The organism is Winogradskyella sp. (assembly GCF_028282165.1).
In the GTDB taxonomy this organism is placed as follows: domain Bacteria; phylum Bacteroidota; class Bacteroidia; order Flavobacteriales; family Flavobacteriaceae; genus Winogradskyella.
Window position 1 is genome coordinate 40870 of sequence record NZ_JANQIM010000024.1, and the last position, 15855, is coordinate 56724.

Sequence of the window (15855 nt, forward strand, 5' to 3'; positions counted from 1 at the left end):
CGCGGTTTAGACAAAAGTAAACGAATTTATGCCATTTTAAGATTATAACGCAAATCAAGACCATTTAGTTTATTAACTTTGAACTTCTAATAAAATGAGCTTACCTTTTAAGTAAAACTATGGCAAGAGACGAACAGTTAAAAGAGCGTTGGAATTTGGTAGTAGAGAAGCTCTCTAAGCAATTTGCAGATGGGGACACACTAGACCTCGATTCGATTATATACTTAATCGGAGTGCAAGAACTTGGGCAATTACATCGCGAATATAAGAAAGACCATAAGCTCGATTTAATGCATATTGCTATCTGCAAACTTTTAGAACCTTACGGTTTTTATGAGTTTGATTTTGTTGATGATGATGGTTGGCCACACTATAAAGTAAAAGAGCAATTACCATTTTTAAGGGCTGGTGAACAAAGTGTGTTAATGAAGGAAGCTATTGTTAACTATTTTGTAGAAATAGATTATATCAGCTAATGCTACTGTACTTCATTCAAATTTTTCCAAACGACAGCGGACCAATTTATAAGGAAACTATAGCTGGACGCTTCCCTGCAGAACCTTTTAATACATTAAGTAATCTATTATTTCTTATAATAATTATATACTTTGCTCGTAAAGTCTATAAGAATGTTAAAACACATCGTTATCTAGCATTTGCAATTCCCATTATTGCCTTAAGCTTTGTCGGTGGTACTGTTTATCACGCGACTAGATCTCACGAAATTTGGCTACTTATGGATTGGGTACCCATCGCATTATTACTTCTATCGGTTGGAATCTATTTTATTTTTAAACTCACCAAAACTTTATTAGGGCGCTTACTTTGGATCGTGATGATTTTTGGAGCCAATTTTGGTTTTAGATCTTTGCCTCTACCCGAGAGTTTACAGATTTCCTATGGTTATGTGGTCTCAGGTTTAAGTCTTATCGCACCAATAATTGTTTATTTGATTAAAACAAATTTTGTCAACGGCAAGTATATCTTGGCGGCGATTGGGAGTTTTGCATTAGCTATTACCTTTCGTAGTTTAGATAAAAGTTTAGATATGTTTCCAATGGGTAGCCATTGGTTATGGCATTCTTTTGGTGCTATTGCCGTATTTTTCTTGATGAAATTTATCTTTCTAGATTCAGAAAAACTAGCTTCAAATACCCGAACTATAATCTAAATTCTTTTAAATTTGCACCTTACTAGAAATGAGTTATGATAGATAAGCTAAAAGAATTAATTGCTGAAGCTGAAGCCTTTACAGCAGAGACTAAGGAAGACGTTGAAGCCTTCCGAATAAAATACTTAGGGTCTAAGGGCTTATTAAAGCAATATTTTGCCGAATTCAAAAATGTAGCTAATGAGCAAAAGAAAGAATTTGGGCAGACTATAAATCAACTTAAGAAAACAGCCGAGGATAAAGTCAATATCTTAAAGGAAGCTCTTGAAAGTAAAGATCAGGAAGAAGGTATTTATGGGGATTTATCTCGTCCTGGTGAACCCATTGCTTTAGGCGCACGCCATCCAATTTCTATAGTAAAAAATCAAATCATAGATATATTCTCGCGTATTGGTTTTAATGTCAGTGAAGGGCCAGAGATTGAAGACGACTGGCATAACTTTACGGCACTGAATTTACCAGAATACCATCCAGCACGCGATATGCAGGATACGTTCTTTATTCAAACCAATCCAGATATCTTGTTGCGTACACATACGAGTTCGGTACAGGTGCGTTACATGGAAAGCAATAAACCACCAATTCGTACGATTTCGCCAGGCCGTGTTTATAGGAACGAAGCCATTTCGGCACGTTCGCATTGCTTTTTCCATCAGGTAGAAGGCCTATACATTGACAAAGATGTGAGCTTTGCAGATTTAAAGCAAACCCTTCAATATTTTACGACCGAAATGTTTGGGAAATCCAAGATTAGATTACGTCCATCGTACTTCCCATTTACCGAGCCCAGTGCCGAAGTGGATGTATATTGGGGACTGGAGACCGAAACCGACTATAAGATTACCAAAGGAACAGGTTGGTTAGAAATTATGGGTTGCGGTATGGTAGATCCTAATGTCCTTGAAAATTGTGAGATAGACTCTAAAGAATACTCTGGTTTTGCTTTTGGAATGGGTATCGACCGTATAGCCATGCTACTCAATCAAATTAGTGATATTCGGTTGTTGAGTGAAAATGATGTAAGATTTTTGGAACAATTTAGGTCTTCGATATGACAAAGGCGTCAAAACTAAAAAAGATATGGACTTTAGTGATTTAATATTTTGAAGCCCAAAATCACTCCAAATGCTTCGCGCCAGAAATACTAAACACAGATATTCTAAATTCAGTGGGCTTTTTATCATTCATAAGTTTTAGTTCACCACTGGCTTTTATAAGTTCTCTGAAGTGTTCTTCTCTTTTATCGTATTGTGCTTTATTAGCATACGTGGTTACCAACATAATATGAAAAGGCGTTTCTTTACTGTATGGCGTTTGTAATAACTCAAACGAATCTATATAACCTTTTTCAACAGCCATAATGCGTAATGCTTTCCAGTTATTCTGGAAATAGTAGAGGGCTTCTTGCTCATTGTTGTTTAGAATCTCAACGGTTTCAATGGTGGTTAATTTTTCATTGGTTTGACTAAAGCTGAAAGCGCAACAAAGAAATACGACTATAAGGAATTTGAGTTTCATGGTGTATAGCTTTTACGGATGATTTTCTAAGTTAGGGAATTCACATTTTATATTTTTGCTTTTAAATTATTATTAACAATTGTTATCCTGTTTTTGAAGGCTTAGATAAACTATGAAAAAAGACATCCAAATTCCAGAAGTTAAAGACGTTTACATTGCGGTAGTGCAAGAAGAACATTTAGAATATAACACCCTAGATTGGAATGCCTACATCATCAACAATAGCGATGCGGATTTAGATACGGTACTTATTGTTTCCCAAGGTACTTCAGAGGATAAAATGACACCTTCTATGCGCCATAGTATTGCCAAACTACCAGCACGGAGCTATGCCAAGATCGAGTATTTGCAAGAGCAGGTTTTAGCACTGAACAACTCGTTTAAGGTTACTTTTTTTGAAGGCAACCAAATGTTCGATAAAACATACCTATTTCGAAAAAACACCATAAACGATAGAGCATTACAAACCATTCCTTTGATGCAGTTGAAAGGGGTTTTGGTAAAATAGTAAGAGAGTGTCATTGCGAGGAATGAGGCACACGATGCGCTGAGCTTGTCGAAGTGAATGACGTGGAAATCTTATTGAAAAGAAAGTTACTAATAAAAAGATTGCTTCACGGTGTTCGCAATGACAACAACAAGTACTAGTTTTTCAATCCAACTTTTCAACTAATTTCTTAAATACCTTTTTTGGATCTTTATTTTCATAAAGAATCGCATATACAGCATTGATAATAGGTAATTGTGTTTTTTTAACGTTTTTCTGATTGAGCAATTTGGCACTCTTGGTAGCATAGTAACCTTCGGCAATCATATTCATTTCCAATTGTGCAGATTTAACCGTGTAGCCTTTACCAATCATATTGCCAAACATTCTATTACGAGAAAAGACAGAATAACCCGTTACCAGTAAATCACCTAAATAGGCAGAGTTGTTAATGTTTCGTTTCATCTTATGCATTTTTTTGATAAAACGTTTCATTTCTCTAATAGCATTGCTCATCAGCACGCTCTGAAAGTTATCTCCATAGCCCAAACCATGTGCAATACCAGCGGCAATCGCATAGATATTCTTTAGCATCACAGCGTATTCCACACCAATAATATCATCACTGGTCTTGGTTTTAATATAGGAGCTCGATAAGTTATCGGCTATAGCTTGAGCTATAAACGGATCCGCACAAGAAATCGTTAAATACGATAAACGCTCTAGAGCTACTTCCTCCGCATGGCAAGGCCCAGCAATAACCGCAATATTTTCGAAAGGGATGTAATAGATATCATGAAAATGCTCGCCCACCAATAAACCTGATTCTGGGATAATACCTTTAACCGCAGACACGATTACTTTTTTGCTAATATCTACTGTTAACTTGTTGAGTTCAGATTGCATAAAAGCAGACGGGATTACAAAAATGAGAAAGTCTGCCCAATCTGCGATTTCATTGATGTCGTTGCTTAATTTTAACTGCTCAATATGAAACTCTACCGAGCTTAAATAACTAGGATTGTGCTGTTCCTTTAATAAATGTTCTTTGGTGTAAACACTGCGCATATACCATCCTACTTCATCCAAGTTTTCGCAAAGCATCTTTACAATAGCTGTTGCCCAACTTCCTGCGCCAAACACAGCATACTTTTTGGAGTCACTCATGGAATACGTATCGGTTTTGTGCTTCAAAAATACATAAATTTTAAGGAATTAATTTGGAAGATTTATGCCTCACTGAGCGCAGTCGAAGAGCATATTTATTAAGTAGCCAAAGGCTCCGAATGCGCTCAGCCTGACATTAAGTAATTTCTACTTTAATTTTTGGCATAGGTTTTGAAATTATTACAGTAGTAACCCTAAAACTGTTGAATTATGAAGACATTAAAATTACTATTCGGATTTGTACTTAGTGCAACATTGTTAACGTCGTGTTATAGAGAAGAAATAATCATTAATGATGCTGTGCCTGCTATTTCCTTAAATCAGTTACTACAATCTTACGATTTATGGTACGTGGATATCAATGCCACGCAAGGGTTTGGATCAACACCATTTATGGAAATTGCATTTACGTTAACTTTTAATAATGGCCGCGTGTTTGCTAATAATAACTTAGTTGGCATAGGAAGTGAAGGTAATGGTTTTGGTGTGCAAATAGGAACTTACAATGCTTATGATATGATATTAGATATTGACCATGTTATTGATGGCTTTAACAGTTTCGATGTGTATCAAATTAATAATAATACTATTGAACTATATAATCCGTTTAATGACACCTCTTATTTTCTAGAAGGTTATCAAAGGGCAACGTTTGACTATGATTTTGTGTTCTATGACAATATCCATTATTTCTTACAAGAATATGAGGCTTGGCAAAAAGTTTATACTAGTGATTTTGGTGTCTTAAACGAGTTTGATAATGAAAACTATTTACAGTTTTTATCTGGTGGTAACGACTCTACCTTTAGAAGTTCCCAAGATGTAAACATCATTGATCCAAATCTTATTTTTTGGGACTATACAGGAATTTATGGAGTCGGTGACATGCCTGGGGATATATACTTAAAAACTTTAACGTTAGATTATGATTTCTTTGACAATGAATTCTTTGAATTGAGCGTTATTAATGATGCAACGATAGAGCTGTTCCATGCCGCATCAGGTACAGTTTATGTGTTTGAAGGTAGAGGTTATATAGCTTACTATAGAAGTTCTGATACGCAAGGTAGAATTACGGAAAAGAAAAATATGCCTAAAAAGCGTAAACAAAAAACACCTAAGGTAGATAACCCTAGAGAAAATACTCGAAACATAGGAAGCTAAATTTTGGTTGGTTATTTAGTTTCAAAACGCTCAGTCGATACTTGTCGACTGGGCGTTTTCTTTTTGAATTGTCTATGGTATTAAACCAATGAAACAAAAAAGTAGATAAAAGCTTTATCTGCCGTTAAGTTATAGACAAAGCTTATAAGTCTTTTAGTACCACTTCCAGATCCTCAAATCCATAGGGCTTGGCCATAATGATCTTAGAGCTACTTAGCAAGAAGTACATCGGTGTTGCGGCAATACCATACGTTTTTACGATAGGATGATCCCATTTCCCTAAACCTATGTTATGGACAAAATCTGGATACTTTTTAATCTCTTCGGTCCATTTTGTAGGGTCACTTTCCAAACCAAAAGCTACAACTTTTATATTTGGTTTTTTGGCGACCAGTTCTTTTACTTTAGGCAATTCATCGAGACAGTGTCCACAGCCACTACTCCAAAAAATTAGCAAATAGTACTCTGAGTTTTCTAAGTTATATAAGCTAGTAGTACGCTCTGTAGATACAATTTCAAAATTTGGAGCTTTGGTGCCAATGGAGGTGTTTTTGTAAGACATAATAGTCTCAGCTAAAACTATATTATTCGTTTTTTTGGCTAATTCTAAGAGGTGCTGGTCTGTAATGTAATTAGCCACCTCATGGTTATCTGTACTGGCAAAACGTTGCCATAACACATCTAAAAGGGAGGTTTTTATAATGTCATCATCAGTTATGGCGTTTGCAACATCATCAATAAGTGTTTTGTAGGTGTCGTCAGTAGGGTTTGCGACCATATTAAAAACATAACTCGTCACACGATCGATTAAAAAAGAGGAGCTTTGCAACACATAATTACTAAAATCTATTTGACTGAAGTAATGCTGTTTTAGATTATTGGTGTAGGATTTTAAATCCTCATATTGAGATGGTATATATGGTCTATTAGCAGTTATAAAAGTAGAAACTAACTTACCCATAGCTGATGTTTCATAAGCAGTTTGCGTATCTTTTAAGACTTTGAAAACCGCCTGAAAGCCATCTTTGTCTTTGCCATCTTTTGTATAATAATTACTTATGGTTTGGTTGACCATATCCATACTGTTTAAGTATGAGTTCCAAAGTTTATTTTCTTCAGATTCAGTAAATTTTACACCTTTTTCATAACTAAAATCAAAAGCTATAGTCTCCTTGCCATCATAGATAAAATCAAAATTATTCTCTTCGGGTGGTATTGCATAGACAATTTTATAGATACCAGGAGCAGCAGTTGAATCGATAGGAATTTCAAAATGCCCCTCATTATCCAATTTACCATAACTGATATAGTTGGCGCCTTCTGGTGTGGCTTGATACAAAAAGGCATGTGTGAACTCCTCGGCAGGCGAAAATGTGCCTTTTACGCTTTGTGAAAGCACTATACATGGGAACAAAAGTAATGGAAGGAATCGTCTTTTCATTTTAATAAGGTTTAGCGCCATATAAGTCTCAATAATTAAGCCATTGTTATGTTTTAGATCGAATACTTTCGATAGCTACAGTCATTAGAATTAAACTACCACCAACAAATGTATGTATTGTTGGGATTTCATTCAAGAAAAAATAAGCAATAATAATTCCGAATATAGGTTGACTACTCCCTATAATACTAGCAGTACTTGCCTTAAAATACTTAAGACTATTCACAAACAGTGTATGGCCAATAGCCGTAGTCAATAGTGCTAAAAGGATAACATAAGGATATTGGGTTGTAATATTTGTAGTATCCATAAAGAATAGAGCAGGAATTAGTATAACTGCTAATAGGGTGACTTGGTAAAACATCAACATAGTGCCGTTGTATTTTACAACATGAGTTTTAAGGATCAATATGCGTAAGGCATAGCACAAAGCCGATAATAGCCCTAAAAGAATACCCTGTAGCTGGCTACTTTTTAAGTCGAATTCTGGTGCTAGAATATAAATGCCGATAAGCACCAATATGCTTAGGATAATATGAATAGGATCGAATTTAACTTTTGAAAATAAAGGTTCAAGTAAGGCGGTAATTACAGGAAATGTGAAGAGTGATAACATACCTAGCGCAACATTGGACAGCTTTAGTGCGTAGAAATAGGTAATCCAATGCGCTCCCATAAAAAAAGATGCTAAAAGGAAGGTCCAACGATCTTTACGATTATAGATTTTTAAATTAATTCTTTTGTATAAACAGAAAAATAGCAGAAAAATAGCTGCCAAAATAGAGCGCCACCAAATGATAACTGGAGTTGGCATATCAATATACTTACCTAAGGCACCAGAAGTACTAATAAAAATTGTACCAATAGTTAACCATAACAAATGGTTTAAATGATTTTTATTACTCATTTATAAAATTCCTGTTCTCGATACATCCCGACGTTTACACTTCGACTACGCTCAGTGAATACAATCGGGATACTCGAACTGATATTTATTGCTCATTTATTTTTGAAAGTACGGTAAGGGCCTTTGTTGTAGACCTTATATCTTCAAAAGTAATCAGTAGGCGCAATCCATTTCTAGTTTGCTTTTCTTTCATTTTGCATAACCCAGCATTCATTTGTACAAATTGTAAGACTTTAGTAAAAGCTTCACTCTGATAAAATTTGCTTTGTTGATCTTGTATAAAGTAACCGACTAACTTACCGTGTTTCATGATAATTTTTTCAAGTCCCATTTTTATGGCAATCCATTTTAAGCGTACACTATCCAATAAATCAACAACTTGGGTTGGCAGTTCACCAAAACGATCGATGATTTCAGATTCAAATTTCAGAAGTTCCTCTTCGGTTTTAATGGCATTAAGCTTCGTATAAAGATTTAAGCGTTCAGTAATATTGTTAACATAATCATCTGGGAACAACAATTCGAAGTCTGTATCTATTGTGATATCTTTTACATATTGCTTTGGCTTATCATCTTTATATAAATCCGCAAATTCAGATTCTTTCAATTCCTCAATAGCTTCGTTTAAGATTTTCTGATAAGTATCAAATCCAATATCATTGATAAATCCGCTTTGTTCGCCTCCTAATAAGTCACCGGCGCCACGAATCTCTAAGTCTTTCATGGCAATATTAAAGCCACTACCTAATTCTGTGAATTGCTCTAATGCTTGAATTCGTTTTCTAGCGTCAGTAGTCATAGCAGAATACTCTGGTGTTATGAAAAAACAAAATGCTTTTTTATTACTACGTCCTACGCGACCTCGCATTTGGTGTAAATCGCTCAAACCAAAATTGTTGGCATTATTGATAAAGATGGTATTGGCGTTTGGCACATCCAATCCACTTTCAATAATGGTAGTACTTACTAAAACATCAAATTCACCGTTCATAAAGGCCAACATCAGCTGCTCTAGTTTTTTGCCATCGAGTTGTCCATGGCCAATAGCAATTTTGGCATCAGGGACCAAACGTTGAATCATACCAGCAAATTCCTTAATATTTTCAATTCGATTATGGACAAAAAAGACCTGTCCACCACGTTGTATTTCATAGCTTATGGCATCACGAATAGTGGCTTCATTAAATCGAATCACACGACTTTCAATCGGATAACGATTAGGTGGTGGTGTGTTTATAACCGACAAGTCCCTCGCAGCCATAAGACTAAATTGAAGTGTTCTTGGTATAGGCGTTGCAGTTAAGGTTAATACGTCCACATTTTCCTTAATGGTCTTTAGTTTTTCTTTTACGGCTACTCCAAATTTTTGTTCCTCATCAACAATGAGTAAGCCTAAATCTTTAAACTTTACATTCTTGTTCGCAAGCTGATGCGTACCAATGATAATATCGATCTTACCCTTTTCTAAACCTTCTAAGGTTTCGCGTTTTTCTTTTGCAGTTCTAAAGCGATTAACATAGTCTATAGTTACTGGAAAATCTTTTAACCGCTCTTTAAATGTACGATAATGTTGATATGCTAGAATGGTTGTTGGTACTAAAACAGCTACTTGTTTACCGTTATCAACGGCCTTAAAAGTCGCTCTTATAGCCACCTCGGTTTTTCCAAAGCCTACATCGCCACACACTAAACGATCCATTGGGCGTTCACTTTCCATATCTGCTTTTATATCTGCTGTTGAAGAGATTTGATCTGGTGTATCTTCATAGATAAATGACGCTTCGAGTTCATGCTGCATATAGCTGTCAGGCGCATATTGAAACCCTTTTCTTAGTTTTCGTTTCGCATAAAGCTTGATGAGGTTGAAGGCTATTTCCTTAACACGAGATTTGGTTTTTTGCTTTAGGTTTTTCCAAGCTTTACTGCCAAGTTTATAGATTTTAGGAGGCTTACCATCCTTGCCATTAAACTTAGTGATTTTATGTAATGAGTGAATGCTCAAATAGAGTACATCGCGTTCACCATAAATTAACTTTATAGCCTCTTGTTTTTTGCCTTCGACATCTATCTTTTGAAGCCCTCCAAACTTACCAATCCCATGATCGATATGGGTTACATAATCTCCAATATCGAGATTGGTCAGCTCTTTTAAGGTAATGGCTTGTTTCTTGGCATAGCCGTTTTTTAGATGGAACTTATGGTAACGGTCAAAGATTTGATGATCGGTATAAACCGCAATTTTATGTTCAGCATCAATGAACCCTTGATAAAGTGAAAGGACTATTGTTTTGTAATGAACCCTTTGTTCATCATCTTGGTCGTTGAGCGCAGTCGAAGTGAAGATATCATGAAAGCGCTTGGCTTGCTGTTCACTAACGCAAGCTATATAATTAGTAATGCCGTTAGAATGGTTCTCGTTTAGATCATCGATTAGAAGATTGAATTGCTTATTGAACGAGGGTTGTGGTTTGGTATTGAATCGGATTGTGTTATCATTGCGAGGATTCCGATAGCTATCGGAAGACGTAGCAATCTCATCAATAGAAACAGATTGCTTCACTTCGTTCGCAATGACCGTAGCGTAATTTTGATTGCTCAGCGTTGCATAAGCACCAAATTCTACCAAATTATAGTCTAAGAATTGACGCTTCAATAATTCAGAATTGCAAAAAAGTTCTTCAGGTTTGGCATGTTTTATTTCTGAAGATAGAGTTTTAAATGCCTCTTTTGCTTTAGCAAAAAAATCATCGATTTTAGAGAATATGAATGATGGGTTTTTAGTAAAAACAACCGTTTTGTTCGATATGTATTTGAGAAAACTTTCCCGTTTTTCGGCTATAGTTTTATTAGCAACATTTGGAATAATGCTAACCTTCTTAATGCGTTCGGTAGATAATTGTGTCTCGACATCAAACGTTCTAATACTATCCACCTCATCTCCAAAAAACTCAATACGGTAAGGCTCATCGTGCGAAAAGGAAAATACGTCCAAGATACCACCACGCAAAGAAAAATCCCCTGGCTCTGTGACAAAATCGACACGCTTAAATTTATATTCGAACAGCACTTCATTTACAAAATCGATACTCAACTCATCACCTACAGAAATTTTTAGAGTATTGCGTTCTAGCTCTCTTTTGGTGACGACCTTTTCAAATAAGGCATCAGGATAAGTGACAATAATCGCTGGCTTTTTATGAGAATTAATTCGGTTTAGCACTTCGGCCCTTAGAAGTACATTGGCATTATTGGTCTCTTCTATTTGATAAGGTCTTCTGTAGCTGCCAGGGTAGAATAACACATCCTTATCGTTGATGAGTTGCTCTAGGTCATTGAGGTAATAAGCTGCCTCTTCTTTATCATCAAAAACTAAAAGAAACGGTTTCTCAGTAGTTTTAAATGTTTCGGCTATTACTATAGAAAGTGACGAGCCTACAAGACCCTTGAGATATGTTTTTGGTGCGGTCTTACCCTGAGTGTAGTCGAAGGGTTGGGCAATAGCGTTCTGCAGATTTTGCAGTTGCAAAGTCTGTGAAAAGGTCTGCGAGATAAGGGTTTTGCTCACTAGATTGCTCCTTTAAAGTAAGGTGGTAAATATAGTATGTTTTAAATGATAATTTGGATTTAGGTATGCCAAAGTTTAATTAAAATTTAATATCCTTTGCTTCTTTGTAATTCTTATAAAGTTCTGGATAATGGTCCTTGAAAATACTTTTAATATAATCCAGAGGTACATCTTCAAAATAACCATAATCATCCAAGTAGCTCATAAACTTTTTACTGTCCTTATTGTATTCTTGAAGTATGGAGTCTTCAGTACCATCAAAATCCAGAACATCAACGTTGTACATAGCACAAAGCTCTTTGTTGAAAGCTGGTGAACATTTTTTCCATTCATCGTTGTAATAGACATCGACCAATCCATGTGGTGCTAATTCGTTAGTGCCCAATTTTGCTTCGAGGCGTTCTGCAGCGATATGATTAGAGACTTTTGCCAAGCGCAACCTAGCAGGTATGTTTAGTGCTCGTAGTCCAGCAATATAAAGAATGGCCTTGTCAATACAGTGTGCTTCGCGCTTCTCTATGATTGTACTTGCTTTATAATGTTCTTCTGTTAAGCCAATATTATAAGCGTTGTAGCGCCAACCATCTCTAACTTTAAGGTACAGTTGTTCTATTTTCTCTTTCTCCGAAGGTAAATGCAATACCTCTGCAATTAAATCTTGAATCTGAGGACTACTGTAATCAAAGAAAAAAGTCTCTTTTAGATACGTTGAATTCATAGGCACAAGTTAGCTATTTAAGCTTAATAACACACGAGAAATTTGATTTAGACGGTATAAAAGTTACAATGACGATATCTCACCTCTTGCAGGATAACCACTAGTATTTATAAAGTCAATAACCTTAACAAAAGATGCTAGATGTGGTCGTCCCCAAGGTGTAGAATTAAGCGTTACGAAGTAGATAGTGTTATCTGGTTTTATTAAAAATAACCCTGGTTCGTTAAACACCTCTGGCTCATAATCTTTAATGGCCTTACTTAGGTATAAGCCCCAATTATTTGCTGTTTCTGCATCTAGTTCATACCCGATTTTTAAGTGTTCGGATAGTTCCCATTTGATTCGTGCTTTTCTGGCCCTAGCCTCTACATCCATACTAATAGCGATGACATCTACACCCTTTTCAGCATAAGCATCGATAAGGCCATTTAATGTTTTAAGATACTTCTCGCAAACGGGGCAGTGCAATCCTCTATAAAAAACAAGCATTGTAAAGTTTTCTGGGTTTTGATCTTCGAGTTTCCAGATATCTCCACCAAGTAGTTTTATGTGAAGTTCTGGTGCTTGGGTTTGCGGCGTAAGTTTTTGTTGTGTATTCATGTTTTAAGCGTTTAAAATATGGTCTTTAATATGCTGATCGAAACGTATAAAATCATTATCAATATCGGGATTTTTAAGTACATCATAGCAGACAAAAGTCGGTAACGCTTTCATACCAAAAAATTTAAAATTTAAATGGGTTGGTAAAAACAGATCATCGACACTTTTCCCTTCAAAAAACCATTGATCGGCATCATTAAATGCTTCTTTGGGAGCATTAAAAGTTAATGACAACATATATTTTTTTCCTGTGAGTGTTCCTCCTGTTCCGTATTGTTTAGTAGTATCTTGGCGTGAACGGCCGTCTCCAGCGCACAAACGACCATCCATGCCGAAGCTATACACATAATCTTGATATTTTTTGAAACTCCAGGACGTAGCCATCCAGTTGACCGGCATTTGTACTACAATGAGGTCTGCCCATTGGTGCTTGGCAATCTCTTCGTCTATATTGTAATCGTCTTTCATGGCCGTAGTCTTAATCTCGAAGTCTTCGTTTGCAAGTAAATTTTTTAAGCGATCGACTAGGCTATTATTAAGTTGACCTTTTGAAAATTCATAGGCTTCATGACCATTTATAATAAATATATTTTTCATCTAATTGGATTTAATTGTATCGCAAAGTTACTATTAATAGTCTATTTTTGATACTATTAAAAAACTTTTGTTTAAATTTGTGGTAACTAAAAGGTAACTATGGCACGAAAAATAATTGATAATCCAAATAGTTGTACGCTTGTACACGCCATGAATATTATTGGTGGTAAATGGAAACCTATCATCATTTATCTTTTGGCTAATGGCTCGCTTCGTTTCGGAAAATTATTGTTGTTCATTCCGAATATTTCAAAAAAAGTATTAACGCAACAATTGAGAGAGTTGGAAGACGACAGACTAATTATTCGCAAACGTTTTGCCGAAACCCCTCCTCGTGTAGAATATTCTTTGTCTGAACGTGGCAAAGGGCTATTGCCTATTTTAAAACAGTTAAGCTATTGGACTTCTAAAAGTTTTAGTACCATTGAATTTGAAGACTGTAAAATTGTAAGCTTATAATTCTTGCTAAAATAGTATGATGTCCCCATCCTCTGGAATAAAAGTCTTATCTGAAAGCCCTTCTTTATTAAATCTGGCTTTTAGATCTAATCGTTTAGTTGGACAATGGTTAACCGCTTCCAAATGATTGGCAATGACCTTTCCAGGTGCCGTTTTAGTGAACTTTATAATATCTTCAACACGCATTAATAGAGGTTGAAAAAAATCTAACTGGGCTGTGCCGGATGCGACTACGGAAATATCTGGCTTATAGTCTTTAAGTACTTTATCTACATCATCAGTATAAATGGTGTCACTACTTAAATATAAGGAGGGTTCATTGGGAAATTCTAAATAAAATCCCATCACATTTCCCATAGGTTTAGCCACATACCCATAACCGTGGCGTGCTGGAATACCTTCTATTTTTCCACCTAAAAAATTATCGTGTTTCCAATAATCAACGGTTTGTACAATATTTAAACCTTTTTTCTTAAATAAAGCCTCATCCAAAACACTGCAGGTCACAGGAATATCTTTTTTCTTCAAAAACGCTTCAGCCACTTTATCGATATGATCGGGATGCTTGTGGGTAATCAAACAATGTGTAACTTTATCTAAAACAGGTTGAGAATTCTCTGGTAAATCTACGATAGGATTACGCTTTGGCTTAAATCGAAATAAGGTAAATGGCGGCCCTGCAGTTCCTTTGGCTCCAAGCATCGGATCAACTAAAATAACATGCCCACCAGTTTCAATGATCATCGTTGCATTACGAATGTGATGGATTTTCATTATGTTAGATTTAATGACTGCCGCTAATTTACTGTTTATAAAGCTAAGATTACCATCATTGATTCGCTTTAAATGCAATTAATCTTTAATTCCATCCTCTTGCATCAACTGAAACCCATAATTTCGTAGGCTCACAATTATTGGAATGGCTCTTTTTCCTTTTTCAGTGATAGTGTACTCTGTTTTTACAGGAACTTCAGGAATAATGGCTTTAGTAGCAAAACCGTCGTCCACCAATTCTTTTAAATTTTTACTTAGCATGCGGTCAGAGATATGTGAAATACTTCGTTTTAGCTCTGAAAAACGCCAAGACTTATCCTTTAATCGCCATAAAATGGGCATTTTATAGGTGCCTCCAATTTTATCGAAGACATATTCTACAGGTGTATAATAACGTTTATTATTCTTCAAGAAATCTGGCATACTTACATAAATGTTAGTTACTAACAAAGGTAGTAAAATGTAAAACGAAAATGAATTCATAATAATTTTGAATAGAATTAAAAAACACGCGTTATGACTATTGTAGAGCAAAATGAATATGTGCATTTTCACGGTGCACCAAGCAAAGGAAAAGTATTAATGGTAGCCAGTAGTCCTACTATTTCTAAACAAACAGGTTGGCCAATTGGCTTTTGGGCAGCAGAATTAACACATCCATTATATGTGTTTCAAGAAGCAGGATATGAAATTGATTTGGTTTCTACCGAAGGTGGGAAAATAGAAATGGATGCTTACTCTAATCCATTAGACGAAAGTGGTTATTCCGCTCATGATTTCATATCATTAGGGTATATGCAGCGAAACAGTTTTAACCAAATACTTGAAAACACAAAAAAACTTACACAAGTTTCTGCTGAAGATTACGATGCCATTTTTTTAGTAGGTGGACAAGGACCAATGTATACGTTTAGAGGTAATACAGATTTGGAGAAATTATTTGTTTCATTTTACGAATCCGGAAAACCAAGCGCGGCCGTGTGCCATTCTACAACACTTTTGTTAGAAGCTAAAACGTCTGGTGGCGATTTACTAGTAAAAGGCAAAACCTGGACTGGCTTTGCCGATGCCGAAGAACAGTTTGCTGATGCTGCTGTAGGCATGCAAATTCAACCTTACCGAATAGAAACTGAAGCCCGAAAATTAAAGGATACTAATTTTAAAGTGGCAGCACCATTTTCATCTTATGTGATTGCAGATGGGAATTTAATTACAGGCCAGCAACAAAACTCTGGAGCTGCCACGGCAAAAATGGTAGTTGCGCAGCTAAACAAATAATAAACGTTA

At 35.8% G+C, this 15855-nt stretch carries 17 protein-coding genes; 7 read left to right on the plus strand and 10 right to left on the minus strand.

Going from position 1 to position 15855, the window contains the following annotated elements:
• The first annotated feature begins 119 nt into the window (after positions 1–119).
• From Q0972_RS09300 to pheS, 3 genes are read left to right on the plus strand one after another with little or no spacing between them, the layout of a single operon-like run.
• Complete coding sequence (locus Q0972_RS09300) at positions 120–476, plus strand: hypothetical protein (protein ID WP_299365140.1); 357 nt, start codon at positions 120–122, stop codon at positions 474–476.
• Positions 476–1171, plus strand: coding sequence for a hypothetical protein (locus tag Q0972_RS09305; protein ID WP_299365142.1), 696 nt, complete (start codon positions 476–478; stop codon positions 1169–1171). Before Q0972_RS09300 ends, Q0972_RS09305 begins: the two co-directional genes overlap by 1 nt.
• Positions 1172–1206: 35 nt before the next feature.
• The gene (gene pheS / locus Q0972_RS09310) at positions 1207–2226 is read left to right on the plus strand and encodes a phenylalanine--tRNA ligase subunit alpha (protein WP_299365144.1); all 1020 of its coding nucleotides are present in this window, start codon (positions 1207–1209) and stop codon (positions 2224–2226) included.
• Positions 2227–2287: 61 nt separating this feature from the next.
• Here the strand turns inward: pheS and Q0972_RS09315 are convergent, their stop codons facing one another.
• Entirely contained in the window at positions 2288–2689 is a 402-nt protein-coding gene (locus Q0972_RS09315) for a hypothetical protein (RefSeq protein WP_299365146.1), read from the minus strand.
• A 112-nt stretch (positions 2690–2801) separates the two neighbouring features.
• Here Q0972_RS09315 and Q0972_RS09320 point away from each other — a divergent pair, with 112 nt between their 5' ends.
• Positions 2802–3197: a hypothetical protein gene (locus Q0972_RS09320; RefSeq protein WP_299365148.1), complete on the plus strand. Its 396-nt coding sequence runs from the start codon at positions 2802–2804 to the stop codon at positions 3195–3197.
• Between the two features lie 144 nt (positions 3198–3341).
• Here Q0972_RS09320 and Q0972_RS09325 read toward each other — a convergent pair whose 3' ends face one another.
• The gene (locus Q0972_RS09325) at positions 3342–4343 is read right to left on the minus strand and encodes an NAD(P)H-dependent glycerol-3-phosphate dehydrogenase (protein WP_299365390.1); all 1002 of its coding nucleotides are present in this window, start codon (positions 4341–4343) and stop codon (positions 3342–3344) included.
• A gap of 210 nt (positions 4344–4553) precedes the next feature.
• Here Q0972_RS09325 and Q0972_RS09330 point away from each other — a divergent pair, with 210 nt between their 5' ends.
• Positions 4554–5507 (plus strand): nicotinic acid mononucleotide adenyltransferase, encoded by a 954-nt coding sequence (locus Q0972_RS09330; RefSeq protein ID WP_299365149.1) that lies wholly within the window; start codon positions 4554–4556, stop codon positions 5505–5507.
• A 142-nt stretch (positions 5508–5649) separates the two neighbouring features.
• Here Q0972_RS09330 and Q0972_RS09335 read toward each other — a convergent pair whose 3' ends face one another.
• The 6 genes from Q0972_RS09335 to Q0972_RS09360 form a co-directional block, all read right to left on the minus strand.
• Positions 5650–6948, minus strand: coding sequence for a thioredoxin family protein (locus Q0972_RS09335; RefSeq protein WP_299365151.1), 1299 nt, complete (start codon positions 6946–6948; stop codon positions 5650–5652).
• 46 nt (positions 6949–6994) lie between these two features.
• Positions 6995–7855: a DMT family transporter gene (locus tag Q0972_RS09340; protein ID WP_299365153.1), complete on the minus strand. Its 861-nt coding sequence runs from the start codon at positions 7853–7855 to the stop codon at positions 6995–6997.
• A gap of 85 nt (positions 7856–7940) precedes the next feature.
• Positions 7941–11420 (minus strand): transcription-repair coupling factor, encoded by a 3480-nt coding sequence (gene mfd, locus Q0972_RS09345; RefSeq protein ID WP_299365155.1) that lies wholly within the window; start codon positions 11418–11420, stop codon positions 7941–7943.
• A 79-nt stretch (positions 11421–11499) separates the two neighbouring features.
• Positions 11500–12138, minus strand: a complete 639-nt coding sequence (locus Q0972_RS09350; protein WP_299365157.1) for a transglutaminase family protein — start codon at positions 12136–12138, stop codon at positions 11500–11502.
• A gap of 63 nt (positions 12139–12201) precedes the next feature.
• Positions 12202–12738, minus strand: a complete 537-nt coding sequence (locus Q0972_RS09355) for a redoxin domain-containing protein (RefSeq protein ID WP_299365159.1) — start codon at positions 12736–12738, stop codon at positions 12202–12204.
• 3 nt (positions 12739–12741) lie between these two features.
• The gene (locus Q0972_RS09360; RefSeq protein WP_299365161.1) at positions 12742–13335 is read right to left on the minus strand and encodes an NAD(P)H-dependent oxidoreductase; all 594 of its coding nucleotides are present in this window, start codon (positions 13333–13335) and stop codon (positions 12742–12744) included.
• A gap of 99 nt (positions 13336–13434) precedes the next feature.
• On the opposite strand from Q0972_RS09360, the gene Q0972_RS09365 reads away from it, so the two are divergent.
• Positions 13435–13794 (plus strand): helix-turn-helix domain-containing protein, encoded by a 360-nt coding sequence (locus tag Q0972_RS09365; RefSeq protein ID WP_299365163.1) that lies wholly within the window; start codon positions 13435–13437, stop codon positions 13792–13794.
• 6 nt (positions 13795–13800) lie between these two features.
• Here Q0972_RS09365 and Q0972_RS09370 read toward each other — a convergent pair whose 3' ends face one another.
• Both Q0972_RS09370 and Q0972_RS09375 read right to left on the minus strand, forming a co-directional pair.
• Positions 13801–14568, minus strand: coding sequence for an MBL fold metallo-hydrolase (locus tag Q0972_RS09370; RefSeq protein ID WP_299365165.1), 768 nt, complete (start codon positions 14566–14568; stop codon positions 13801–13803).
• Between the two features lie 78 nt (positions 14569–14646).
• Positions 14647–15051: a helix-turn-helix domain-containing protein gene (locus tag Q0972_RS09375; protein WP_299365167.1), complete on the minus strand. Its 405-nt coding sequence runs from the start codon at positions 15049–15051 to the stop codon at positions 14647–14649.
• A gap of 33 nt (positions 15052–15084) precedes the next feature.
• On the opposite strand from Q0972_RS09375, the gene Q0972_RS09380 reads away from it, so the two are divergent.
• A complete protein-coding gene (locus tag Q0972_RS09380; RefSeq protein WP_299365169.1) occupies positions 15085–15846 on the plus strand; it encodes a type 1 glutamine amidotransferase domain-containing protein in 762 nt (253 codons plus the stop codon).
• The last annotated feature ends 9 nt before the right edge of the window (positions 15847–15855 follow it).